Raw genomic sequence first — 25,206 nt, forward strand, 5'->3', positions numbered from 1 at the left:
ATGTAGAAAGCAGCAGTCATCCTAGGGATGGCTGCTGCTTTATTTCATTAAGCTTCTTTAGCTGCTTCGATTTCGATGGTAAGCGTGATTTGATCGCCGATCAGTACGCCGCCTGTTTCTAATGCCGCGTTATAGGTTAGACCATAATCACTGCGTTTGACTTTCCCTTTTCCGCTAAACCCTGCTTTTTCATTTCCCCATGGATCTTTCCCTTGGCCTTCGAAGGTGATGCTGAAAGTTTCTTCTTGTGTGATTCCATTAAGAGTCACATTTCCAGTTACATCGTATTCATCTTCATTCGTTTTCACGATTTTTGTTGATTTGAATGTTAATGTAGGATTTTTTTCTACATCAAAGAAGTCAGCGGAACGCAAGTGATTATCCCGGTCTGCATTGCGTGTATCAATACTGGCCACATCAACGGTAAAATCGATTTCTGCAGTTGTTAGATCCAATGGGTTTGCTAGAATGCTTGCCTCGAACTTATTAAAACTTCCTTTTACTTTAGCGATCATCATATGTTTTACGGAGAATTCAATAGCACTGTGAGTAGGGTCGACTGTCCATTTTGTATTTGTCATGTTTATTCCTCCTAATTATTAATCTTGAATTTATATATTTTTAATTTGAGATATCTTAACTTAATGTAATTATAAGAGGTGAAAGCAATAGTGTCAACTGAAAGTTTTCCTTAATTTTGAAAACATGAAAAACCCTGTGCATTTATGGGGCACAGGGTTCTTTCTTATGAAGAAGAGTAAAGCTGACACCTATATTAATTGGCATGTTCTTTCACTTCTTGATTGGTCACTTTACTCGGCCAAAAAGCACGGCGGCCAAGTAGGGCGGTGATTGCAGGAACAAGGAACGGGCGCACAATGAATGTGTCCATTAACACACCAAGAGCAGTAATGAGACCGAATTGAACCAATACTTGAATCGGAAGTGTGGCTAGAACGGAAAAAGTGGCTGCCAAGATTATTCCGGCAGAAGTGATGACACCGCTAGTTTCGGCAACGCCCTTTCTGATGGCATTCTTGATTGGCATCGTTTCTTTCTTACGCCAAATGCTTGAAACCATGAAAATGTTATAATCTTCCCCAAGTGCAACGAGGAATACGAAAGAATAAAGTGGAATTGTCCCTTCTATGGCATCGACACCCATGAAATAGTGCAGGATTATCCAACCTAAGCCCATAGCTGCAAAGAATGAGAGAATGACTGTCCCCATTAAATACACCATGGCTGTCACAGATCGCAAGTAGGCTAAAAGGAGTAAGGAAATCAGGACGATGATGATCGGGATGATCATGAATTCATCGGATTTTACGGTATCCCTATTATCGAATTGCGTCGCAGTTTGCCCGCCAATCCAAACCTTTTCATCAACGGGAGATATATGGGCTGCCTTCAATTCTTTCTCCGCCATTGTGCGGATTTCCGGAATGGAATCAATTGCCTCGATATCATATGGGTTGATGTTGAATGTGACCTCATAGGATTGCAGATCTTTATTGGATTTACTTGTGACTGGATCGGCAACACTTTCAACAATATTCATCCCTTCTAATGCAGGCGCTAAATCGATATCTTCACCATCCGTATCGACAACCACAGTGGCCGGTGCCAGTTCGCCCGGCGAGTACGAGTCGGAAATGACAGAATAGCCTTCACGGGAGTTCATATCTTCAGGAAAGGAAGAGAGAATATCATATGAATATTTTATTTGTGAAGAATATCCAGCTAAAACGCTGAAGATGATCAGGCATGTAAGAATGACGGTCCATGGCTTGGTTGTGACAATATGACCAATCCAGTTACCGATGCGTCCTTCTTTATGCTTTTTGACGGCTTTTCCCTTTTTCTGAGCCCGTGCTTCTTCCATTTCTGGTGTACGCGGAACGATCGGGAAGAAGGAAGCCCTTCCGAATACAGAAAGCAATGCCGGTACAAGTGTTAAAGCTGCCAGCATCATGATTAAAATGGACAAGCTGAATGGTACAGCAAAACGGTGGTAGGCTCCGTATTTGGCTACAAGCAATGTTAGCAGGGAGATGACGATCGTTAGGCCGCTCATCGCAATGGCACCTGATGAATCTTTAAATGCGGCTATCATGGCTTTCCGTTTGCTTTCATGATTTCTTAATTCACTTCTGTAGTGAGAAATTAAAAATAGACAATAATCCGTTCCGGCACCGAATAATAATACGGTCATGATTGATATGGCCTGTGAATCGACTGTAATCCAACCATGATCTGCCATGAATCCAAGGATCGGGCTCGTGACAATATAGGCGAAGCCTACTCCGATTAGAGGAATGATGGCTAAAAGCGGAGAGCGGTAAATGAGTAATAACACGACAAGTACAAGTATTACTGTCGCTAATAGCAATTTGAAATCAGCACCTGAAAATAAACCCGTTGCATCCACGGATATCCCTACAGGGCCTGTCACTCGAAGGGATAATTCATCTGAATCTGTCGGGACCTTGAATGGGTCCGATCCAATGCGTTCCGATACTGCTTCATTAATGCTTTCAAGATTTTTTTCGAGAATTTCAGTCTCGGTCTTTTCTTTAAAGAAAAGCGGCTGTACGAAAGTCGTTCCATCTTCTGAAACCGATTCTTGAAGAGCGGGCAACGGAATTTCATGAAGCGGCGGTAAAAAAGATTGCTGTGTCAATGGGTTATCTGTCAGTTCTTTCGAAAGGTACTGGATTTCAACAAAGTCGGACTCTGTCAGTCCACCTTCCCGATGCCATGTAAGCAGGGCAGGTAATCCAGAGGATTTTGGAAACTCTTCTTTAATAAGTTCATCAGCCACGACAGAAGGTGAGTCTTCAGGCAAGTCTGCGGCATTATTTGCTGTTCGATCATTAACGGCAGGCAATGTGAAGGTTAATGCGATTGCTGCAATTATCCATAGAGCAATGACAACCCAACGACTGGTTTTTCCGGTCATCATCCTGCCAAGTCTTCCTAATATTGATTCGTCCAATGAAGTCACCCCGCTTTTTGAATTTTTATCCTTAGTTCATTATAATGGTGCGCTGTTGGCATATACAAAAATGGGTACGCTCACTCCATGTTTCTGCTAAATGCATCAAAACTTTCTTATCATTATATGATTTAGGCCAGTTGTTAATGGCATGAAAATATGCTTCATCGATATATAGGGGAAAAGTACTTATTTAACTAATTTCAATTAAATTTGAAGATTGAAGAGTGAAATATAGGGAATAGGGGAAAGTATAGTAGCATTATGGATTTTATTAACAGAGGAGGGATTTTTTTGTCTGATAAATCTAAAAAACCAAATGATGAATCGAAAGAAACATTAACGAACAGGCAAGGGCACCCGGTAACGAATAACCAGAGTCTTAGAACTGTAGGGAACAGAGGTCCTAGTACACTTGAGAACTATGATTTCCTGGAAAAGATCAGCCACTTCGATAGGGAGCGTATCCCTGAACGGGTTGTGCATGCCCGTGGTGCAGGTGCACATGGTTATTTCGTTCCGACCGGTAAAGCTGGGGACGAGCCGATTTCAAAATATACGAGAGCGAAGGTTTTTCAGGAAGAAGGTAAAAAAACCCCGGTATTCGTGAGATTTTCATCTGTTATTCATGGAGGGACGTCCCCGGAGACGTTACGTGATCCCAGGGGATTTGCCGTTAAATTTTATACGGAAGATGGAAACTGGGATCTTGTAGGCAATAACCTGAAGATTTTCTTTATTCGTGATGCCATGAAATTCCCGGATTTGATTCATGCCTTCAAACCGGATCCGGTCACGAATATTCAGGATGGCAGGAGGATTTTCGATTTTTGCTCGAGTTCGCCTGAAACATTCCATATGATTACCTTTGTGTTTTCCCCATGGGGCATTCCAGCTAACTACCGCATGATGCAAGGGTCAGGGGTCAATACTTATAAATGGGTGAATGAGGAAGGGAAAGCAGTGCTTGTCAAGTATCACTGGGAACCGAAACAAGGGATCAAGAACCTGACACAGCAAGAGGCAAATGAAATTCAAGCTACGAATTTCAATCATGCCACACAGGATCTATATGAAGCGATCGAACGCGGGGACTATCCTGAATGGGATCTCAACGTACAGATCATGAGTGATGATGATCATCCTGAGTTGGATTTTGATCCGCTGGATGATACGAAGATCTGGCCGAAAGATGAGTTCCCATGGCTGCATGTCGGTACGATGGTCTTGAATAAAAACCCTGAAGACTATTTCACTGAAGTCGAACAGGCTGCATTCGGCACGGGTGTCCTAGTGGATGGACTGGACTTTTCTGATGACAAGATGTTACAGGGACGTACATTCTCTTATTCCGATACACAGCGTCACCGTGTTGGAGCGAATTATCTGCAATTGCCGATTAATGCTCCAAAGAAACCAACAGCCACTAATCAGACTGGCGGACAGATGCAATATGAAGTTGGCAGAGGCAGCCAAAGCCCCCACATCAACTACGAACCATCAACTGTCGGCGGTTTGAAAGAAGCCAAGCAGACGGGCAAGGAGCATACACCTATGGTGGAAGGGAAACTTGTTCGTGAGACAATTGATCGCCAAAACAATACGAAACAGGCTGGTGAAACATTCCGTGAATTCGAGGATTGGGAAAAAGACGATTTAATTTCCAATTTAGTGGCGGCATTGGCTCCTGCCGACAAGCGCATTCAGGAAAAAATGATTGCACTTGCCGAAGAGGCCGATGAAGAGTATGGCCGCAGATTGAAAGAGGGGCTGGCCTCGGCATCTGAACATACGGAATCTTCAAAACCTCTGGGTGGGACTGATAACCCTGATGATGCCGTTAGAAAAGGACATGAAGCGGATCCATATTGATTGGACTGAAAAGAAGCAAACTTCCCTTTAAAGGGGTTTGCCTCTTTTTTTGATGGGCATAATTGATGGATGTGTGGAATGTTCTCCTGATGATGCCTTGAAAATCAAGTGGGAAATTGATTGGCAAAAAACTTCATAATCATTTAAACTGAAACTACTCTATTTTTCTCTTATAAAGGAGATGAAAAAATGATTAAAATTCTTTCTGCCCTTTTCCTTCCTTGTCTACTTGTCATGCTATTTTCAAGAGTCACCTATAACAATGTCGTAGGTCTTGTTTTAACAGTTGCCTTGATTACAGCTTCCGCATATAAAGGTTATACGCATACAAACTTATTGATCATCGTCGATGCCTTATCCCTGACAGTGGGATTTTGGTTATCAAAAAGAATGATGAAACGTACATCCAAGAGCGCCTGACATCAAAGGTGCTTTTTTTGTACTCAAACTTGTCATTCCCCTCAACGCAGCATGAAGTCCATAAAACAAAAATAGAATGGATGTTCGCTTATTGCTGGTTTGTTTTAAGGCTATTGTGGTAGAATGTGTATATATGCTTTATTAAACCGGAATAAATAGAAGGGACATAGGCATGTCCCGTTTTCATATAAAAATATTTCAATAGGAGGCTATGCTTGGTGAAGGATAAGTTTGAGTTAGTCTCAAAATACTCTCCTCAAGGAGATCAACCGGCAGCAATTGAAATGCTGGTCGAAGGGATTAAGGAAGGCAAGGAAATGCAGACGTTATTGGGGGCAACGGGGACAGGGAAAACGTTCACCGTTTCCAATGTGATTCAAAGAATCAATAAACCGACTCTTGTCATTGCCCACAATAAAACGTTGGCAGGGCAGCTTTACAGTGAGTTCAAAGAGTTCTTCCCTAATAATGCCGTTGAATACTTCGTTAGCTATTATGATTACTACCAGCCAGAGGCTTATGTTCCATCCACGGATACATTCATCGAAAAAGATGCAAGCATCAATGATGAAATCGATAAACTGCGTCACTCGGCAACCTCGTCTTTGTTCGAAAGGAAGGATGTCATCATCATTGCCAGTGTTTCGTGCATATATGGACTCGGTTCTCCTGAAGAATACCGGGAGATGGTTGTTTCCCTCCGAACAGGCATGGAAATAGACCGGAATGCCTTGCTGCACAGACTCGTGGATATTCAATATGAGAGGAATGATATTGCTTTCCAACGGGGGACCTTCCGCGTTCGCGGTGACGTGGTCGAAATTTTCCCGGCTTCACGTGATGAACATTGCGTACGGGTCGAGTTTTTCGGGGATGAGATTGACCGTATCCGTGAAGTCGATGCCCTGACTGGTGAAATTACCGGTGAACGTGAACATATCGCCATTTTCCCGGCTTCCCACTTCGTAACCCGCGAAGAGAAAATGCGGATAGCCATTCAAAATATCGAAACGGAACTGGAAGAGCGATTGAAGGAATTAAGGGAAGATGAAAAACTCCTTGAAGCGCAGCGCTTGGAGCAACGGACCCGTTATGATTTGGAAATGATGCGGGAAATGGGCTTTTGTTCCGGGATCGAGAACTATTCCCGCCATTTAACCCTTCGTCCCTCAGGTGCGACACCATACACTTTAATGGATTACTTTCCAGAGGACTTCCTATTGGTCGTGGATGAATCACACGTAACCCTTTCGCAAATACGCGGAATGTTCAATGGAGATCAGGCGCGGAAGCAAGTGCTCGTCGATCATGGCTTCCGTCTGCCGTCTGCAAAAGATAACCGCCCGCTGAGATTTGAAGAATTTGAAAAAAAGGTCCATCAATCCATATTCGTTTCGGCAACTCCGGGACCATATGAACTCGAACATACGCCAGAAATGGTTCAGCAGATCATCCGTCCTACCGGATTGCTGGATCCGACAGTAGAAGTTCGGCCGATTGAAGGGCAGATAGATGACTTGATCGGTGAAATACAGGAGCGCGTCAAAATGAACGAGCGTGTGCTCATAACGACCTTGACGAAAAAGATGTCTGAAGATTTAACTGATTATTTAAAGGAAATCGGCATCAAGGTCCAGTATCTTCATTCGGAAGTGAAGACCTTGGAAAGGATAGAAATCATCCGGGAACTTCGAATGGGCAAATATGATGTACTCGTTGGAATCAACCTTTTAAGGGAAGGCCTGGATATTCCGGAAGTGTCGTTAGTGACCATTCTGGATGCCGATAAAGAAGGGTTCCTTCGCTCGGAACGTTCGCTTATTCAAACGATGGGCCGTGCAGCCCGTAATGCCAACGGCCACGTCATCATGTATGCTGACCGCATCACGAATTCGATGGAACTTGCCATCAATGAAACGAGGCGGCGCCGTGAAATCCAGGAAAAATATAATAAAGAGCATGGAATAATGCCTCAAACCATTCAAAAGGATATCCGTGACTCCATAAGGGCGACTCATGTAGCCGAAGAAGGCGAAGAGTATAAAGAAGACCTTGCACCAAGCCTCGCGAAACTCCCTAAAAAAGAGCGTTTGAAAGTGATGGCAAGCATGGAAAAAGAAATGAAGGAAGCGGCAAAGGCACTGGATTTCGAGCGAGCTGCCGAGCTGCGTGATCTATTACTAGAGTTAAAAGCGGAAGGGTGACGAAACATGGCAATGGATAAAATTGTGATAAAAGGCGCCAGGGCCAACAATTTAAAGAATATTGATATCACGATACCGAGAGACAAACTTGTTGTGCTGACCGGATTATCCGGATCAGGAAAGTCTTCCTTGGCTTTTGATACGATTTATGCAGAAGGGCAAAGGCGTTATGTAGAATCACTGTCCGCTTATGCTCGTCAATTCTTAGGCCAAGTGGATAAACCGGATGTGGATGCGATCGAAGGTTTGTCACCAGCCATTTCCATAGACCAGAAAACGACCAGTCGAAATCCTCGTTCAACCGTTGGGACTGTTACGGAGATCTATGATTATTTAAGGCTGTTATTTGCACGGGTCGGCAGGCCGACCTGTCCGATCCATAATATTGAAATCACCTCACAAACGATTGAGCAAATGGTGGACCGCATTCTTGATTACCCTGAGCGAACCAAGCTTCAGGTATTGGCACCGCTTGTCTCAGGCAGAAAAGGGACACATGCAAAAGTTTTGGAGGAAGTTAAGAAACAAGGGTATGTCCGCATTCGTGTGAATGGGGAAATGCATGATCTCAGTGAAGAGATCACTCTCGAAAAAAATAAAAAACATTCGATTGAAGTCATCATAGACCGGATCGTCATTAAAGAGGGTATCATGGCTAGGCTTGCAGATTCATTGGAAAGTGCCTTGCAGCTTGGCGAAGGCAAAGTCATCATTGACGTCATGGGTGAGGAAGAGCTGCTGTTCAGTGAACATCATGCTTGTCCATACTGCGGATTTTCGATCGAAGAGTTAGAGCCGAGAATGTTCTCATTCAATAGCCCGTTTGGGGCGTGCCCGGATTGTGATGGCTTGGGGGCAAGGCTTGAGGTGGACCGTGATCTGGTCATCCCGAATCAGGATTTAAGCCTCCGACAACATGCGATTGCGCCATGGGAGCCGACGAGTTCTCAATATTATCCGCAGCTCCTTGAAGCGGTAGCCAACCATTATGGGATAGATATGGATGTGCCCGTTAAAGATTTACCGGAAGAGAAGATGGATAAGGTCTTGCTTGGTTCAGGTAAAGATAAGATATATTTCCGTTATAAAAATGATTTTGGAAGAGTGCAAGAAGGATATATTCCTTTTGAAGGAGTTTTAAGAAACATCGAAAGGCGCTTCAAGGAGACGAGTTCAGACTATATTCGTGAGCAAATGCAGAAATATATGTCAGAACATCACTGTCCAACCTGTAAGGGTCATCGATTGAAAAAAGAGAGTCTTTCCGTGCTCATTCAAGGGGTCCATATAAGTGAAACGACAGCTCTATCAGTGGAAGATGCGTTAGTATTTTTCGATGAGCTTGATTTGACTGAAAAGGAAGCTGCAATAGCGAGATTGATTTTACGTGAAATTCGTGAGCGGCTCGGTTTCCTGGCTAATGTAGGTTTGGAATATTTGACGTTGAGCAGGGCAGCGGGAACATTATCAGGCGGTGAAGCGCAGCGTATAAGATTGGCGACGCAGATCGGTTCCCGATTGACGGGAGTCCTCTATATTTTGGATGAACCCTCAATAGGGCTGCATCAGAGGGATAACGATCGATTGATCGAAACATTGAAGAATATGCGCGAAATAGGGAACACCCTGATTGTTGTCGAGCACGATGAAGATACGATGATTGCTGCGGATTATTTGATCGATGTTGGTCCTGGAGCTGGAGCGCATGGAGGAGAAATAGTGGCCGCAGGTACTCCGGAAGAGGTCATGAATAATCCTAAATCATTAACGGGTCAATATTTAGCAGGAAAGAAATTCATCCCATTGCCATTGGAACGCCGGAAAAATGATGGCCGTGTCATTGAGATTAAAGGTGCCAAGGAAAATAATTTGAAAAACGTAAATGTTAAATTCCCACTTGGGGTCTTTACAGCCGTTACAGGAGTCTCGGGATCAGGGAAAAGTACATTAGTGAATGAGATACTCCATAAATCATTGGCTCAAAAGCTGAATCGGGCAAAAGCCAGACCAGGCGATTTCCGTGAAATCAAGGGAATTGAGCATTTAGATAAAGTCATTGATATTGACCAATCACCGATCGGCAGAACCCCACGATCGAATCCAGCTACCTATACGGGTGTATTCGATGATGTTCGTGATGTATTTGCCTCGACTAATGAGGCGAAGATCCGCGGTTATAAAAAAGGAAGGTTCAGTTTCAATGTGAAGGGCGGCCGCTGTGAAGCATGCCGTGGTGATGGCATTATCAAGATTGAAATGCATTTTCTCCCAGATGTATATGTCCCATGTGAAATCTGTCATGGGAAACGTTATAACCGGGAAACTCTTGAAGTAAAATATAAAGGGAAAAACATATCCGACATTCTCGATATGACAGTTGAGGAAGGCGTTAGTTTCTTTGAAAATATCCCAAAAATCAAACGGAAGCTACAAACGATTTTTGACGTTGGTTTGGGTTATATCAAGCTTGGACAGCCTGCTACCACTTTATCAGGCGGTGAAGCGCAAAGGGTGAAACTTGCTTCTGAATTGCATCGCCGTTCCACTGGGCGTTCCTTTTATATCTTGGATGAACCAACTACCGGACTTCATGTCCACGATATAGCAAGGCTGCTCCAAGTTCTGCAGCGGCTGGTTGACAATGGGGATACAGTTTTGGTGATCGAGCATAATCTGGATGTCATCAAGACAGCGGACCATATTATTGACCTGGGACCGGAAGGCGGAGATAAGGGCGGTACGATCGTCACTTATGGAACACCTGAAAAAATATGTGAAGTTTCCGAATCGTATACGGGAAAATACTTAAAACCTGTACTTACCCGTGATCAAATTCGCATGGAAAATTGGATTGAAGAAAAAGAAACTGAGCATGAACATGCTTAAAAGAACAAGCCATCCGGCTTGTTTTTTTGTAGAAAAATGACGGTATGCATTTAATCAATCATTTGATTAAAGAAAAGGAAAACAAGATATTTCCGGGGAAATCATACATCTTCCTTTTCGGAAATTGTCATTTCCCTTTGTCGAATGATGGGAAAAACGGTATTTATGAAACTTTTTAGATATCTAGGCGTATGTATGAATAAAATGATAGAAGAAAGCGAGGAATGTTCATGCAGGAGGAAAGAAAGAAAATTTTAGAAATGATTCAGGATGGAAAGTTATCAGCGGAAGAAGCCATGGGCCTATTGGAAGAATTAGATAAAGCCAGTCAGGAAAGTGAAGCTAAAGAGCAGAAATTGCAAAATGAATTATCGACGGTAGTCGTGGATAAGAAAAGCGAAGGAAGCACTCAGGATACGTTTAAGAAGAATATCCAGTCATCGAAAGAAAAGATTATTGATTTCGTTGAAAGTGCTTTTAAGAAAATCAAAGAAACGGACCTTGATTTCAATTTCGGGAAATCTGTGGAGGTCAGTCATATTTTCCAGCATGATCATGATTTCCTGAATGAAGTTGATGTAGATATAGCAAATGGGAAAATAAAAATCGCCGCATGGGACCATAACGATGTCCGGGTTGAATGCCAAGCTAAGGTATACCGTGTGGAAGATATAGAAGAAGCCAGGAAAAACTTTTTGGAAGAAGTCGAATTCACGATTGAACATGGAAAATTGAAGTTCAAGGTTCGTGAAAAATCCATAAAGGTTGATACGATCATGTACATTCCAAGGAAGGAATATGAGGACATTCATGTAAGGATGTTCAATGGCGCAATCACGACTGAATCACTGAAATCTGAGAACCTTAAAGCAAAAACAGCGAATGGTGCCATTCATATTATGCAGGGTACAGGTGATTCGTGTGAGCTTGAAACAGGTAACGGGATGATCACCATTTCAGCTACCAACTTTAATGACTTGGAAGCCGAGACCCTGAATGGAGCGATTAATGCCGATGGATATTTCAAGAAATTGGAAGTCCAAACCTTCAATGGGGAAATCATCTGTACGAATTCAGGGATGGATTGCGATTCGATCCATGCTAAGTCAGTCACTGGAAAAGTCCAGCTGACACTGCCACCAGGTAAGGCGATCGAAGGAGAGTTGAAATCAAATTTAGGAAGCTTTAATGTAACTTTGGAAGGGATGACCATCATCGAAGAGAAAAGTGATGTGGTTCAGAAGGTCCTTAAGTTTAAGACAGTTAAAGAAGAGGTTCCTGTGCTTCATGTTTTTGCAGAAACCAAGACTGCAGCGATAACGGTTTCCTAAAGAAACAGAAAGGGATTCTATCTAAATTTTAAAACAAAGTTGATTGGAACGTAAGGTACGAGAGTCCTGCAGGAAAAGCGTGTCAGGGGAGACCCGCAGGCGAAAAGGCGCCGAGGAGGCTCCCGGACCGCCCGCGGAAAGCGAGTGCCTGGAGTGGAAATCAAGGTTATATTGTGTAAAACCTTAAAAACTGTAGACAAACTTGATTTTCATCGAGTTTGTCTACAGTCTGAAAGCCCGCCAATATAAACTGGCGGGCTTTCTTTTATTTTGGTCTAAGGACCATGTATGTTCCTCTCATCTCTTTCCTATTTAAGGGACTTTCCCACTGCCATCATCCGGGTGGAGTGAATAAAAAAACAATAAATCGATAATGCTTTGTTTGGTTATTAACAGAAAAATGCTAAAATAGAAAAAGTATCTCAAAAAATAGCATCGCTCCAAAAGGAGGAAAGATATATGGCAAAAGTCCGTACAAAGGATATAGTAGAAGCGTTCGGTCTAGAACTTATCAGTGGGGAAGAAGGAATTAACCGACCAATAGTCACGAGTGATTTATCTCGTCCCGGACTTGAAATAGCCGGTTTTTTTGATTATTATCCCGCGGATCGAGTACAGCTTTTAGGTATGACGGAGATGTCCTTTTTTAATCGGTTGAATGAACCTGATCGAATACAGAGGATGGAAGAGTTATGCAGGGACTTTACTCCAGGAATCATCATTACGCGTGGTCAGGAAGTGCCGATAGAGTTGATAGAAGCTTCCGAGCGGGAATCCGTTCCTGTGATGAGATCTAATATGAAGACAACAAGGTTATACAGCCGTCTGACCAATTTCCTTGAAAGCAGGTTGGCACCAACCACTGCTGTTCATGGTGTATTGGTGGATATCTATGGGTTAGGGGTGTTGATCACCGGGAAAAGCGGAGTCGGTAAAAGTGAGACAGCCCTGGAATTAGTGAAACGGGGTCATCGTCTCGTAGCCGATGACTGCGTCGAAATCAGGCAGGAAGACCAAGATACGCTAGTCGGGAATGCCCCGGATTTAATCGAACATCTTCTTGAAATAAGAGGATTGGGAATCATTAATGTAATGACACTTTTTGGAGCTGGTGCAGTCCGGAGCAATAAAAAGATCTCAATCGTCATCAATTTGGAACTATGGGAAAAAAACAAGCAGTATGACCGGGTTGGTCTTGATGAAGAAAAAATGAAAATCATCGATACGGAAGTGACGAAAATTACCGTACCTGTCCGTCCAGGGCGAAATTTAGCTGTTATCATTGAAGTGGCGGCCATGAATTACCGCCTGAAACGAATGGGAGTAAATGCTGCAGAACAGTTTTCAGATCGCTTGAACCATGCCATTGCAGATCCGGAACATGATGAATTTTAAAAGGTTATAGGAAAAGAGGGGACAAAATGGAACAAGGAATACAGCCGCTGAATCCAATAGCGATAGATCTAGGTCCCATCCAGGTACATTGGTATGGACTAATCATCGGTTTCGGTGTGTTATTGGGCCTTATTATCGCTCTAAGGGAATCGGAGCGAAGAGGTCTTGATAAGGAAATATTTACTGATATGATTTTGTTTGCTGTCCCAATCGCGATCATTAGTGCCCGTATTTATTATGTGATCTTCCAATGGGAGTACTATTCACAAAACCCGGGGGATATCATAAAAATATGGAATGGCGGAATTGCCATACATGGTGCGTTGATTGGAGCGGTGCTGACTGCGATCGTTTTTGCCAAGGTCAAGAAAGTGTCATTTTGGAAGCTGGCGGATATTGCTGCACCGAGCTTATTGTTGGGGCAGGCGATTGGCCGTTGGGGTAATTTCATGAATCAGGAAGCGCATGGAGGAGAAATAACAAGGTCATTCCTGGAAAATATGCATTTGCCTGAATTCATCATAAATCAAATGTACATAAACGGTACGTATTATCACCCGACCTTTTTGTATGAATCGATTTGGAATATCGTCGGTGTCATTATTCTCTTAAGTTTACGGAAAGTGAACTTGCGCAGGGGGGAACTATTTTTAACCTATGTAATATGGTATTCCATAGGCCGTTATTACATTGAAGGATTGCGGACCGATAGTTTGATGCTGACGGAGTCACTGCGTATCGCACAAGTGATCTCAATTGTGTTGGTAGCTGTAGCCATTGCTTTAGTGGTCTATAGAAGGGTCCGCGGGCATGCAGACAAAAGATATTTAGATGCATAGGGAATATGTGTAAAGGGAGAGGGCAAAGTGATAGTAGATTCGGTTAAAAAGGGACTTCTTTCAGGCTTGAATACAACTTGGTCTTTGGGAAAAGTGATATTCCCGGTTACTCTGATCGTCACTGTGCTTCAATATACGCCTGTATTGCCATTCATCATCAACTTGATAGCGCCTTTGATGAATCTCATCGGTCTTCCAGGGGATGCGGCAATTCCGCTTGTGTTAGGGAATTTCCTGAATTTATACGCAGCGATCGCTGGCATATTAACGCTTGATTTGACTGTGAAAGAAGTTTTTATTATCGCAATGATGCTATCTTTTTCACATAATTTATTGATCGAGTCAGGTGTGGCGATGAAAACCGGTGTCAAGCTGTGGGTCATCTTAGCAGTAAGGATCGGGCTTGCGCTTTTATCAGCGGTCGTCATCAATCTTGTCTGGCAAGGCGGATCTGAAATGGCCCAAGGAGTGGCAATCGGGGAGGCTGCAGAGATTAACGGAGCTGGTGCAATCCTTTTACATGGGGTCCTCCAGGCCCTTTCAGGAATCGGTCAGCTGGCGGTCATCGTTATTCCGCTCATGGTGGCGGTTCAAATCATGAAAGATTTAAAATGGCTGGAAGCCTTCTCGAAAGCCCTTGCTCCCTTCATGAGGGTCCTGGGGATGAAGCCGAATGCTTCCATGCCTTTCGTTACAGGCCTGACTCTCGGTTTGGCATATGGGGCAGGCGTAATGATTCAAGCAGCTAAAGAAGATAATGTTTCGAAGAAGGATATGACGATTGCATTCATCTTTTTAGTTGCCTGCCATGCTGTTGTAGAAGACACACTGATTTTTATTCCGCTGGGGATTCCGGTCTTGCCGTTGTTACTTATTAGGGTACTCACTGCCATTGTTTTAACGATGGCCGTTGCGTATATATGGAATCGGGCTGACAGGGTACAGAGAAAGGAAGCTGTATATGAACAGTAACATAACTACATTATTATTTGATCTTGATGGGACGTTGATCAATACAAATGAATTGATCATCGCCTCTTTTACAGAAACTTTAAACCACTTTTGTCCTGGAAAGTTCAATCGGGAAGATATCATTCCATTTATCGGACCGACTTTGGCCGATACTTTCTCTTCCATTGATCCAAAACGGGTGGATGAAATGATCGCTTACTATCGGGAGCATAATTGGAGGAACCATGATTTGCTTGTCACACAATTTGACGGGGTGTTCGAAACCGTTCAAACGTTGAAGCAAAGCGGTTATAAATTGGCAGTCGTTACGACAAAGAAGCGTGATGTCGTCGAAAAGGGCCTGCGTTTAAGCAAACTGGATCAATTCTTTGAAGTGGTGGTCACACTGGATGAGGTGGAAAAGGCAAAGCCGGACCCAGAGCCTTTGGTAAAAGCTTTAAATCAACTCGGTTCGGTTCCTGAAGAAGCGATCATGATTGGCGACAGTTATCATGATATTATGGGCGGGAAAAATACAGGTACAAAAACGGCAGGGGTCTCATGGTCCATTAAAGGCCGTGAAATCCTGGAAAGTTATCACCCTGATTATATGCTTGAGCAGATGGCAGATTTATTGAATATCGTTAAGGTTGAAAAGCTCACGGAGGCAAGAAAATGAGACGTACGTCCCGCTATCCAGTTGAAGGGGCTAATTCACTATGGCATGTATATAAGACCGTTCCATTCCGGAAAGTCGTAAAGAATTTTGTGGTGATACAGCTAGCCCGTTATACGCCTTTTCTGGGAATGAAGAATTGGCTATACAGGACTTTTTTACATATGAAAGTCGGGAAGCATACTTCGTTTGCCTTGATGGTCATGCCGGATGTGATGTTTCCGGAAAAAATATCGGTTGGAATGAATACTGTCATTGGCTATAATACGACGATCCTTGCTCATGAATATTTGATTCATGAATATCGTTTAGGAGATGTAGTCATTGGTGATGAAGTATTGATTGGAGCGAATTCGACCATTCTTCCAGGACTTTCAATTGGTAATGGGGCGATTGTCTCTGCAGGGACGCTTGTCCATAAGGATGTTCCGGAGGGAGCTTTCGTCGGGGGAAATCCAATGAAAATCATTTATACCAAAGAGGAAATGCTTGAAAGAGAGCAGCAAACTTCCTTATGAAAAAAGGGACTTGCCCATATATGCGGCAGGTCCTTTTTAATGGCATTTTGGGTATAACGGAGTCAGTTCATTCTTTAGATGCTCTATCACTTCGTTGATTGATACATTTTCCTGGTTCACCGTCGCTTCATACGTTTCTTTTAAAATTTGAAAAAACCTTTCCTGTGCCTGTTTATCCATCTTGAGCTTGTCCTCCTATCATCTATTAAAGATTTATGAAGAGGGGGCTGAACAACTTCAGCCCCACATCTCATTTATCTATTCCGATTTCAATAAATCGGCAACCAATACGTACCGTTCCGGTGCACTACCAATATATGAAAAAGGATAGCAGGTTGTTACTGTAAGTGTGGCTTTAGGCTTGGGAACGATCACGGTACGGTCATCTGCATCGACGATACGAACCTTCCTCACTTTATATGTAAACGTACCGGCTTCTGTCTTGGCAATCAGCAAGTCACCCTCGCCGACTTCACCTAGATCTCTGAAAATTGTATCTCGGTGACCGGATAAAACGGAATTATCCTTTTCACCGGGGAGGACGGACCCCGCATAATGACCGACGCCTTTTTCGAGTTCATCTTCGTCCGTTCCGTGATAAATGGGGAGTGTTGCCTCGATTTTTGGAATATAAAGCTCACCCATCAAATCACCTGTCTCCGGTCGTACTTCATATAGTTCAAGCCCATCCGGAATATCTGCTTTCGTCTTCGGATCGGGGAGCTTAGCCGTCGCTTCCGTTGTTTCAGATTTATTCCATTTATATAGGGCATACCCTTTTAACAGCGTATAGGCGTTTGTCGTTGTAAAATAAATACCTAAGGTTAAAAAGCAAACAGCAGTGATAAGTAACGATTTTTTCTTATGCCTGGATTGCCTATTTTTGCTCATCTTAATTAGTGAGTCTCGCTTTTCTAATTAATCCGAAAGCGATCCCCATCAAAACTAAACCGATTAAAGAACCGAATAAGTAATTACCAGCCGTTTTAGGAAGCACTCCGCCTTTTTCCGTTTTATGTTCAGGTCTTGCGGGTTTCTTCTTTTCTTTTTTTACCTCAACCACTTTAGAAATGACCTCAGTGGACTGTTTAATGTCATTACCGGTTTCTTTCACTAAATCGGATCCGATCATTTCACCTGTCAATTTAAAATCGAGCAAAAAATTGCCGTTTAAATCATAAATGGAAACTAGTAAACTAGCATTCGTCAATTCCTTAAGCTGGAATAAAGCCTCAAGGGATAGGTTTGTCGTGACACCATCCTGAATTAAGGCGAATTTAAATTGAATTTGCAGCAAGCTTTGAAGTTCATTATATATAGAAAGCAATTCAGCCACTTGTTCTACAGATAATTCATCAATTGTTTCAAAATATTCAAGTTGATCCATCCTATCGGAGATCGCCATTAAACGAGCTTCAAACGAAGGGTCTTCGACGATAGGTAAAAGGTGGTTCATGAATCTGTCAAGCTCTTCATCTGTAAGGCCGATCTCAGTAAATAGGCCATCCATTAAATCGATGATTTCTTCATCATATTCCATCTCTTCCTCATCATAATCCATTTCTAAATCGATGATATCCTCAATGTCGTAAATGAAATGGAAGGTTTCGATGATGGAATCTCCCTCTTCCAGTTCACCGTATTCTATTAATAATTCCGTAAGTTCAGCTTCTGTCATTTCATATTCTTTAAGTAGATTCTGTAAGGTCTCAGGAGTGACGGTCGGTCCTAATGTATCACGCAACTCTTCTACCGATTCCAGTTCATTCAATGTTAAGTCGTAATAGGATAAATACTCTTCCAATTCTTCTTGCGTCATTCTAACTTCAGAAAGGTATGCATTAAGCTCATCCTGGTCGATCTTAGTTGCCGCAAAACCCTTCGTTCCGCTTAAACCCAGTGAAAAAAGAACGATAAGTGCCATAAAAAACGAAAAATATTTCTTCATTCCCATTTCCCCCTAAAAATTTCTAATATTGCCAAACTCCTGAATATTATAAAACAGCTAAACCAAAAGGTATACATTAATAACAATGAATGGATAAAAATAGGAAGAATTATCCGGTGAAAAAGGTATAAATCCTTCTGTTTGGACTTAAACCGATCATGAAGAATATTCCAAGACCGCCTTGGTTTTGAAGTAATGGGATTAGGCATATTTTCCTTGACGTAAGGTGGGGGCAGGGGTAAACTATTAATAACTTCAACCTACTACCATATTAGCGAACTAAAGTGATTTAATAGATTATTGCGAGTATTTATATGATTATGTCATTTTATTTGATACTATTTTTATATGTTATCCGAAATTTGGATTTAAGCGTGAAACCTTGGAAAGATAAAGGGATAAACAAAATAAGGAATGGGTGCATCGGTTTTTGCCTATAGGCGGATCGATTGGATATAGAAAGTAATCAATATTTCAAAAGGATGTGCAGTCGTGACAAAGCCATTTATGTTTGAAAAACCGCTAGGCATGAGAGATACATTGCCGGTGCTGTATGAAACGAAAGTGTCGGCCAGAAATAAAATGAGTGATGAAATCAAGAAGTGGGGCTATCAATTTATTGAAACGCCTGCTTTGGAATATTATGAAACAATTGGCGAGGCTTCGGCAATATTGGATCAACAGTTGTTTAAACTTCTTGATTCCCAGGGGCATACGCTTGTACTCCGTCCCGAGATGACAGCCCCCATAGCACGGGTCGCAGCATCCAAACTGTTAAAACAGCAAATTCCTCTTCGCCTGGCCTATTCCGCGAATGTATACCGGGCACAGCAGCGTGAAGGAGGCAGGCCGGCAGAATTCGAACAGATTGGTATTGAATGTATCGGAAATAAGTCTATAAGTGCCGATGCTGAAATGATTGCCCTGCTTGCGGATGCTCTAAAGGCTGCAGGGCTTCAGGAATTTAAGGTTTCCATTGGACATATCGGATTTCTGCAAGAATTTTTCTTGAGTATTCTAGGTACGGAGGAAAGAGCCTCTATATTAAGGAAGTTTTTGTATGAAAAAAATTATGTGGGTTATCGCGAGCATGTTAAATCACTGCCGCTTTCATCCATTGATAAACAACGGCTTATCGAATTTACCTCATTGCGTGGCAGTGAAGGAACCCTGAAAAAGGCGCTAGGATTGGTTGAAAATAATAAAGGGCAAGATTCTTTGGCTGAACTGAAGGAATTGTCTGCGCAGCTGAAAGAATTTGGCGTTGAACAATATGTAAGCTTCGACTTAACATTGGTCAGTCATATGAGTTATTACACGGGAACTTTATTTGAAGTGTATGCCGGACAAGTGGGTTCGCCAATCGGCAATGGCGGCCGGTATGATAATCTGCTTGAGAAGTTCGGCTGGAATGCTTCGGCCACAGGTTTTGCAATCCGGGTCGATCGTCTTGCAGAAGCTCTTGGGGAGCCGATTCAGCCTGTCGCGCCAGAATGTATTTTATTCAGTCCCGAACGGAGATTGGAAGCAATTGAATTTGCAAGGAAAAGACGCTCCGAAGGGAAATTGGTAACGATTCAAGATATTACAGTCGTCCAAAATGTCGATGCTTTTACACGGACATTTTCTGAAGTTCATTTATTCGTAGGGAATGGGGGGAATGGAAAGGATGAATAATAGCTTTTTAACGATTGCTATGCCGAAAGGGAGAATATTTGAAGAAGCGGCAGAGCTATTAAGAAGGGCCGGTTTTCGTCTCCCTCCCGAGTTTGATGATTCCCGGAAATTGATCCTTGAAGTGGAAGAGGAGAATCTGCGGTTCATTTTAGCTAAACCGATGGATGTCGTAACCTATGTGGAACACGGCGTCGCTGACATTGGAATTGCAGGGAAGGATGTCATGTTAGAAGAAGAACGTGATGTCTATGAGTTACTTGATTTGAAAATCAGTGCCTGCTACTTAGCCGTAGCTGGACTGCCTGGTACGAAAATAAGTGACATCGCCCCAAAAATAGCCAGTAAATACCCGAATGTAGCTTCCAGTTATTTTCGCGAGCAGGGGGAGCAAGTCGAGATTATAAAGTTGAATGGGTCTATTGAGTTAGCACCGTTAATTGGTTTAGCTGAACGAATCGTCGATATCGTTTCAACGGGGCGGACACTGAAGGAAAACGGTCTTGTGGAATATGCGAAAATCGCCAATGTAACTTCGAGGCTGGTAGCAAACCCTGTCAGCTATCGAATTAAAGAAGCAAGGATTACCGAAATCGTGGAACGGCTAGCAGAAATTATTGAATAGTAAAGAATCGCTAATGAGGTGAAGGTATGAAAATAGAACGGTTTGCTGAAGGGATTTCACTGAAACGCTCGGTTGAAGCAGGTACTGTCGATCAAAGAAAAGCGGTTCAGGATATTATTTATGATGTCAGGAAAAGCGGAAACGCCGCTTTACATACCTATACCGAACGTTTCGATGGTGTCAGCCCAGGGGAATTACTTGTATCGGAACAGGAAATGGAAGAAGCGACAGCGGCCTTAACTGCTGAGCAGCTTGATATTATTCAAGAAGCTGCGAATAATATCCGAATGTTTCACGAGAAACAAATTCGAAATTCATGGTTTACGACTGATGATACGGGAACGATGCTAGGACAAAAATTGACTCCTCTTGATGCTGTAGGTGTTTATGTACCTGGAGGCACAGCAGCATATCCATCGTCAGTATTGATGAATGCGTTGCCTGCGAAGGCCGCGGGGGTAAAACGGATCGTTATGGTTTCTCCTCCAGGGAAGGATGGGAATTTATCGCCAGCGGTTTTGGCAGCTGCCAAAATTGCCGGAGTTAAGGAAATCTATAAAGTTGGCGGGGCTCAGGCCATAGCTGCTCTCGCTTACGGGACGGAAACAATTAAGAAAGTGGATAAAATAGTGGGTCCGGGAAATATATATGTGGCGTTAGCGAAGCGTGAAGTATTCGGAGATGTTGCCATTGATATGATAGCAGGTCCAAGTGAAATAGCGATATTGGCGGACGAATCAGCCATCGCTTCAGAAGTTGCGGCAGACTTGCTATCACAGGCGGAGCATGATGCCCGTGCTTGCAGTGTTTTGGTGACGACTTCAACGTCTCTTGCAGAAGAAGTGGCAGCAGAAGTGACCAAGCAGGTGGCCTTACTTCCACGCCATGATATTGCTGCAGCATCCATAAGGGATTACGGAAGAATCGTTGTATGCGGGAATATGGGAGAAGCTGTTGAGGCGATTAATGAACTTGCACCGGAGCATCTGGAAATTGTGGCCAAAGATGCACTTGAAATCATGGCTAAAATCCGGCATGCCGGGGCAATTTTTATTGGCCGTTTTAGTTCGGAGCCCGTCGGGGATTACTTTGCAGGTCCCAATCATGTGTTGCCTACTAATGGAACCGCCCGTTTTTCCAGCCCGCTGAATGTGGATGATTTCCAAAAGAAATCGAGCATCATCATGTATAGTGAAACGGCCTTCCGCAAAAATGCAGAAAAAATCGCAGCATTTGCCAGAATGGAAGGACTTGAGGCTCACGCCCGTGCCATTGAATCACGTGGGGTGAATGAATCCGGGAAAAAGTCCTGAATTATTAAATAAGTGAAATCTGATATAAAGACTTTTGACATGCTTTTACATCTTGGGAAAAGGGGTCTTACCCCGTTGAGGAGGAGTTGTAATGGAACGTTTTGCTAGTGTGGAGCGAAAGACGAATGAAACGGAAATAAGGTTGAAGTTTGGTGTCGATGGGGAAGGTAATTCCTCCATTAAGACCGGTGTTCCGTTTATGACGCATATGCTGGATTTATTCACGAAACACGGGAAGTTTGATTTGACAGTAGATGCCAACGGGGATACAGAAGTGGATGATCACCATACAACTGAAGATATTGGCATTTGCTTGGGTCAGACGTTATTGGAGGCCCTTGGAGACAAGCGAGGGATAAAGCGTTACGGAAATGCTTTCGTACCGATGGATGAAGCACTCGCCCAGGTTGTCATCGATTTAAGCAATCGTCCGCATCTGGAGTTCCGGGCTGAATTTCCTTCACAAAAGGTCGGAACTTTCGATACTGAACTTGTGCACGAGTTTCTTTGGAAATTAGCTCTTGAAGCCAGGATGAACCTGCATGTAGTCGTTCATTACGGTCACAACACACATCATATGATCGAAGCAATATTCAAAGCGCTTGGACGTGCATTGGATGAAGCTACGACCATCGATCCACGTGTCAAAGGCATCCCTTCGACGAAAGGAATGTTGTAAATGATCGGGATTGTCGATTATGGCATGGGGAATTTATTTTCTGTAAGTAAAGGGCTTGAGCGCCTTGGTGCCGATTCATTCATTTCCGATGACCCAAAAGAACTTTCAAAGTCGAAAGGGATCATACTTCCCGGCGTTGGCTCTTTCAGGGATGCCATGAGTCTCTTGGAAAAACAAAAGCTGGATGAATTCCTGAGGGAATATGTAGCCGATGGAGGTCATCTATTAGGCATCTGCCTTGGTATGCAGCTTCTCTTTGATGAAAGTGAGGAAAATGGACCGGCAAAAGGATTATCTCTCATCCCAGGAAAAGTCGTTCGATTTAAGGGAGTGGATGCAAATGACCAGGTTTATAAAGTGCCGCACATGGGCTGGAATCGTCTTGAATTTAAACACGCGTCACCAGTGAATGAGGGGCTTGAAGAGGAACATGTTTATTTCGTCCATTCTTACTACGTCGATACGGATGAATCATTCGTTACCGCTTCGGCGACGTATGATGTGGAAGTGCCGGCGATCGTCGGTAAAGGGAATGTATTCGGCATGCAGTTCCATCCGGAAAAAAGCGGGAAGATGGGCATGTCACTCTTGAGAAATTATCTGTCATTAGTAGAAGGGAAGGAAGAAGCATGAGCAACTTTACTATTTACCCGGCGATTGATATGCGCGGAGGCAAATGCGTCCGCTTAATCCAGGGAGATTACGATCAGGAAACCGTTTATGGCGATTCCCCCTTCGATATGGCTAAAAGCTTTGCGGACCAAGGAGCCGATTGGATACATATGGTTGACCTTGACGGAGCTAAAGAGGGAGTACGCATCAATGATTCATACGTAATTAAAGCTGCAAGTGAGTTAGGGGCCCGCATTCAAATCGGCGGCGGCATCCGTACGGAACGGGATATAGCCCATTATCTGGATAATGGAGTGGGACGTGTCATTCTAGGCAGCACGGCCGTTTCAGACCCTGATTTCACTAAAGATATGATTAGGAAATATGGAAGCCATATCGCAATCGGGATCGATGCGAAGGATGGCAGGGTTGCCACTCATGGTTGGCTTCAAACTTCTGGAACCCTTGCGATAGATCTTGGCAAATTACTGGCCGATGCTGGGGCAGAGACCTTTATCGTGACTGATATCGCGACGGATGGCATGCTTTCAGGTCCGAATGTGAAAGGTATATTGGCTATGGCGGAGGCAACTGGTAAAAACGTGATTGCTTCGGGAGGCATTAGTTCACTCGAAGACCTTATCACCCTCAAAGAGTATGAAGCCCAAGGCATTGCAGGGGCAATCATTGGCAAGGCACTTTATATCAATCGCTTTACTGTAGAAGAAGCACTAGAAAAGGTGCGTGGTTAAATGCTCACTAAACGAATTATTCCATGTCTCGATGTAAAGGATGGACGCGTAGTCAAAGGCATACAATTTGTTTCCCTTAGAGATGCTGGAGATCCGGTCGAACTTGCAACCTTTTACGACCAAGAAGGTGCCGATGAGCTTGTCTTCCTGGATATTTCCGCATCACATGAAGGCAGGGAAACGATCGTCGACGTTGTTCAATCGGTAGCGGGCAGCTTGGCAATCCCGTTCACGGTGGGCGGAGGCATTAATTCATTGGCGGATATGAAGAAGATCTTACGAGCTGGTGCCGATAAGGTATCTTTAAATACAGCAGCCATTTTGCGCCCTGATTTAATTAATGAAGGTGCTGATTACTTTGGTTCCCAATGTATCGTGGTCGCCATAGACGCCCGATATGATGAAGAGCTTGGGTCATGGCGCGTATATACCCACGGCGGTCGGAAATCGACTGAATGGGAAGTGATCGAGTGGGCGAAGGAAGCCGTAATCCGCGGTGCAGGTGAAATTTTATTGACAAGCATGGATTGTGACGGCGAGAAACAAGGGTTTAATATCGCTTTGACAAAAGCGGTATCCGAAGCCGTTTCAGTGCCGGTCATCGCCTCAGGCGGGGCTGGTAACGCTGGGCATTTCCAGGAAGCTTTCCAAGAAGGTAAAGCCGACGCAGCATTAGCCGCATCGATTTTTCATTATAAAGAAACATCCGTCAAAGAAGTCAAGGCGTTTCTCAAAGAACAAGGAGTGGTTGTACGATGAATCTTGAAACTATTAAATACGACGAAAAAGGTCTGATTCCGGCAATTATTCAAGATGCAGGAACCGGCGAAGTGCTGACACTTGCTTATATGAACCAAGAATCACTGCAATTGTCGATTGAAAAAGGTGAAACGGTTTTCTTCAGCCGTTCGCGCAATGAATTATGGCATAAAGGAGCAACCAGCGGTAATACCCAGAAAATCATCGAAATGAAGTATGACTGCGATCAAGATGCATTGGTCGTTCGGGTTGTTCCTGCAGGTCCAGCTTGCCATACAGGGGCAACAAGCTGTTTTAGCGAAACGATTTACCAAAACAGTGAAGCCGGACAAGCCGTGAAGGCGAATGTGACTTTCTTGACGGAATTGGAAAAATTGATTGAAAAAAGAAAATCGGAAATGCCTGAAGGTTCATATACTACCTACCTATTCGATAAGGGCGTTGATAAGATCCTGAAAAAAGTCGGTGAAGAAGCGGCAGAAGTGATCATTGCAGCTAAGAACCGGGATGCAGAGGAACTTTCGATGGAAAGTGCCGATCTCCTCTATCACTTATTCGTTCTTCTTCAGGAGCAGGAGTTGCCTTTCCAAGCAGTGCTTGATGTATTGAAGGATAGACATGCCGATAGGGACGAACCGAAAGAAACCGAATGAATGATGATTGCCCTCCGTCAATAGGAGGGCTTTTTTGTGTGTATTTACGATTATAAGCAGCAATCTTGACTCCCCATTTGCCTAGGAATATACTTCAATTT

The 25,206-nt window shown here is 43.4% G+C and carries 23 protein-coding genes; 18 read left to right on the forward strand and 5 right to left on the reverse strand.

Annotated features, from left to right (window positions below):
• Positions 1-47: 47 nt before the first annotated feature.
• Both Q8G36_RS00555 and Q8G36_RS00560 read right to left on the reverse strand, forming a co-directional pair.
• Positions 48-581 (reverse strand): YceI family protein, encoded by a 534-nt coding sequence (locus Q8G36_RS00555; RefSeq protein ID WP_305158498.1) that lies wholly within the window; start codon positions 579-581, stop codon positions 48-50.
• A 194-nt stretch (positions 582-775) separates the two neighbouring features.
• Positions 776-2,998: an MMPL family transporter gene (locus Q8G36_RS00560; protein WP_370694000.1), complete on the reverse strand. Its 2,223-nt coding sequence runs from the start codon at positions 2,996-2,998 to the stop codon at positions 776-778.
• Positions 2,999-3,262: 264 nt separating this feature from the next.
• Here Q8G36_RS00560 and Q8G36_RS00565 point away from each other — a divergent pair, with 264 nt between their 5' ends.
• The 10 genes from Q8G36_RS00565 to Q8G36_RS00610 all read left to right on the forward strand — a co-directional run bounded on the left by Q8G36_RS00565 (position 3,263) and on the right by Q8G36_RS00610 (position 16,090).
• Positions 3,263-4,870: a catalase gene (locus tag Q8G36_RS00565; RefSeq protein ID WP_370694001.1), complete on the forward strand. Its 1,608-nt coding sequence runs from the start codon at positions 3,263-3,265 to the stop codon at positions 4,868-4,870.
• Between the two features lie 189 nt (positions 4,871-5,059).
• Positions 5,060-5,290 (forward strand): CsbA family protein, encoded by a 231-nt coding sequence (locus Q8G36_RS00570; protein ID WP_034309928.1) that lies wholly within the window; start codon positions 5,060-5,062, stop codon positions 5,288-5,290.
• Between the two features lie 218 nt (positions 5,291-5,508).
• Positions 5,509-7,494: an excinuclease ABC subunit UvrB gene (uvrB, locus tag Q8G36_RS00575; RefSeq protein WP_305158500.1), complete on the forward strand. Its 1,986-nt coding sequence runs from the start codon at positions 5,509-5,511 to the stop codon at positions 7,492-7,494.
• A 6-nt stretch (positions 7,495-7,500) separates the two neighbouring features.
• Positions 7,501-10,380, forward strand: a complete 2,880-nt coding sequence (gene uvrA / locus Q8G36_RS00580; RefSeq protein WP_305158501.1) for an excinuclease ABC subunit UvrA — start codon at positions 7,501-7,503, stop codon at positions 10,378-10,380.
• Positions 10,381-10,610: 230 nt separating this feature from the next.
• Positions 10,611-11,711 (forward strand): DUF4097 family beta strand repeat-containing protein, encoded by a 1,101-nt coding sequence (locus tag Q8G36_RS00585; RefSeq protein ID WP_305158502.1) that lies wholly within the window; start codon positions 10,611-10,613, stop codon positions 11,709-11,711.
• Positions 11,712-12,170: 459 nt separating this feature from the next.
• On the forward strand, positions 12,171-13,106 hold the full coding sequence (hprK, locus tag Q8G36_RS00590; protein ID WP_034309933.1) for an HPr(Ser) kinase/phosphatase: 936 nt from the start codon (positions 12,171-12,173) through the stop codon (positions 13,104-13,106).
• Positions 13,107-13,132: 26 nt separating this feature from the next.
• Complete coding sequence (gene lgt, locus Q8G36_RS00595) at positions 13,133-13,945, forward strand: prolipoprotein diacylglyceryl transferase (RefSeq protein ID WP_305158503.1); 813 nt, start codon at positions 13,133-13,135, stop codon at positions 13,943-13,945.
• A gap of 27 nt (positions 13,946-13,972) precedes the next feature.
• Complete coding sequence (locus Q8G36_RS00600; protein WP_305158504.1) at positions 13,973-14,917, forward strand: nucleoside recognition domain-containing protein; 945 nt, start codon at positions 13,973-13,975, stop codon at positions 14,915-14,917.
• Positions 14,907-15,575: a pyrophosphatase PpaX gene (ppaX, locus tag Q8G36_RS00605; protein ID WP_305158505.1), complete on the forward strand. Its 669-nt coding sequence runs from the start codon at positions 14,907-14,909 to the stop codon at positions 15,573-15,575. The genes Q8G36_RS00600 and ppaX overlap by 11 nt, the downstream gene beginning before the upstream one ends.
• A complete protein-coding gene (locus Q8G36_RS00610) occupies positions 15,572-16,090 on the forward strand; it encodes an acyltransferase (protein ID WP_305158506.1) in 519 nt (172 codons plus the stop codon). The genes ppaX and Q8G36_RS00610 overlap by 4 nt, the downstream gene beginning before the upstream one ends.
• 36 nt (positions 16,091-16,126) lie before the next feature.
• Here the strand turns inward: Q8G36_RS00610 and Q8G36_RS00615 are convergent, their stop codons facing one another.
• The 3 genes from Q8G36_RS00615 to Q8G36_RS00625 form a co-directional block, all read right to left on the reverse strand.
• Entirely contained in the window at positions 16,127-16,270 is a 144-nt protein-coding gene (locus Q8G36_RS00615) for a hypothetical protein (protein ID WP_305158507.1), read from the reverse strand.
• A 78-nt stretch (positions 16,271-16,348) separates the two neighbouring features.
• Positions 16,349-16,987 carry a class D sortase gene (locus Q8G36_RS00620; RefSeq protein WP_305158713.1) on the reverse strand — a complete coding sequence of 213 codons (639 nt, stop codon included), beginning with the start codon at positions 16,985-16,987 and terminating at the stop codon, positions 16,349-16,351.
• A complete protein-coding gene (locus tag Q8G36_RS00625; protein ID WP_305158508.1) occupies positions 16,983-18,038 on the reverse strand; it encodes a processed acidic surface protein in 1,056 nt (351 codons plus the stop codon). The genes Q8G36_RS00620 and Q8G36_RS00625 overlap by 5 nt, the downstream gene beginning before the upstream one ends.
• Positions 18,039-18,530: 492 nt before the next feature.
• Here Q8G36_RS00625 and Q8G36_RS00630 point away from each other — a divergent pair, with 492 nt between their 5' ends.
• From Q8G36_RS00630 to hisIE, 8 genes are all read left to right on the forward strand, one after another.
• Positions 18,531-19,715 (forward strand): ATP phosphoribosyltransferase regulatory subunit, encoded by a 1,185-nt coding sequence (locus tag Q8G36_RS00630; protein ID WP_305158509.1) that lies wholly within the window; start codon positions 18,531-18,533, stop codon positions 19,713-19,715.
• Positions 19,708-20,337: an ATP phosphoribosyltransferase gene (gene hisG / locus Q8G36_RS00635; RefSeq protein ID WP_034311625.1), complete on the forward strand. Its 630-nt coding sequence runs from the start codon at positions 19,708-19,710 to the stop codon at positions 20,335-20,337. The genes Q8G36_RS00630 and hisG overlap by 8 nt, the downstream gene beginning before the upstream one ends.
• 26 nt (positions 20,338-20,363) lie before the next feature.
• Positions 20,364-21,650, forward strand: a complete 1,287-nt coding sequence (gene hisD / locus Q8G36_RS00640) for a histidinol dehydrogenase (protein ID WP_305158510.1) — start codon at positions 20,364-20,366, stop codon at positions 21,648-21,650.
• A gap of 91 nt (positions 21,651-21,741) precedes the next feature.
• Positions 21,742-22,329: an imidazoleglycerol-phosphate dehydratase HisB gene (gene hisB, locus Q8G36_RS00645; protein ID WP_305158511.1), complete on the forward strand. Its 588-nt coding sequence runs from the start codon at positions 21,742-21,744 to the stop codon at positions 22,327-22,329.
• Complete coding sequence (hisH, locus tag Q8G36_RS00650) at positions 22,330-22,962, forward strand: imidazole glycerol phosphate synthase subunit HisH (protein ID WP_305158512.1); 633 nt, start codon at positions 22,330-22,332, stop codon at positions 22,960-22,962.
• Complete coding sequence (hisA, locus tag Q8G36_RS00655; protein WP_305158513.1) at positions 22,959-23,693, forward strand: 1-(5-phosphoribosyl)-5-[(5-phosphoribosylamino)methylideneamino]imidazole-4-carboxamide isomerase; 735 nt, start codon at positions 22,959-22,961, stop codon at positions 23,691-23,693. Before hisH ends, hisA begins: the two co-directional genes overlap by 4 nt.
• On the forward strand, positions 23,694-24,452 hold the full coding sequence (gene hisF, locus Q8G36_RS00660) for an imidazole glycerol phosphate synthase subunit HisF (protein ID WP_305158514.1): 759 nt from the start codon (positions 23,694-23,696) through the stop codon (positions 24,450-24,452). It abuts the gene before it with no gap.
• A complete protein-coding gene (gene hisIE / locus Q8G36_RS00665) occupies positions 24,449-25,105 on the forward strand; it encodes a bifunctional phosphoribosyl-AMP cyclohydrolase/phosphoribosyl-ATP diphosphatase HisIE (RefSeq protein ID WP_305158515.1) in 657 nt (218 codons plus the stop codon). Before hisF ends, hisIE begins: the two co-directional genes overlap by 4 nt.
• The last annotated feature ends 101 nt before the right edge of the window (positions 25,106-25,206 follow it).

This window comes from Peribacillus frigoritolerans, assembly GCF_030676415.1.
Classification (GTDB): Bacteria; Bacillota; Bacilli; order Bacillales; family DSM-1321; genus Peribacillus; species Peribacillus frigoritolerans_A.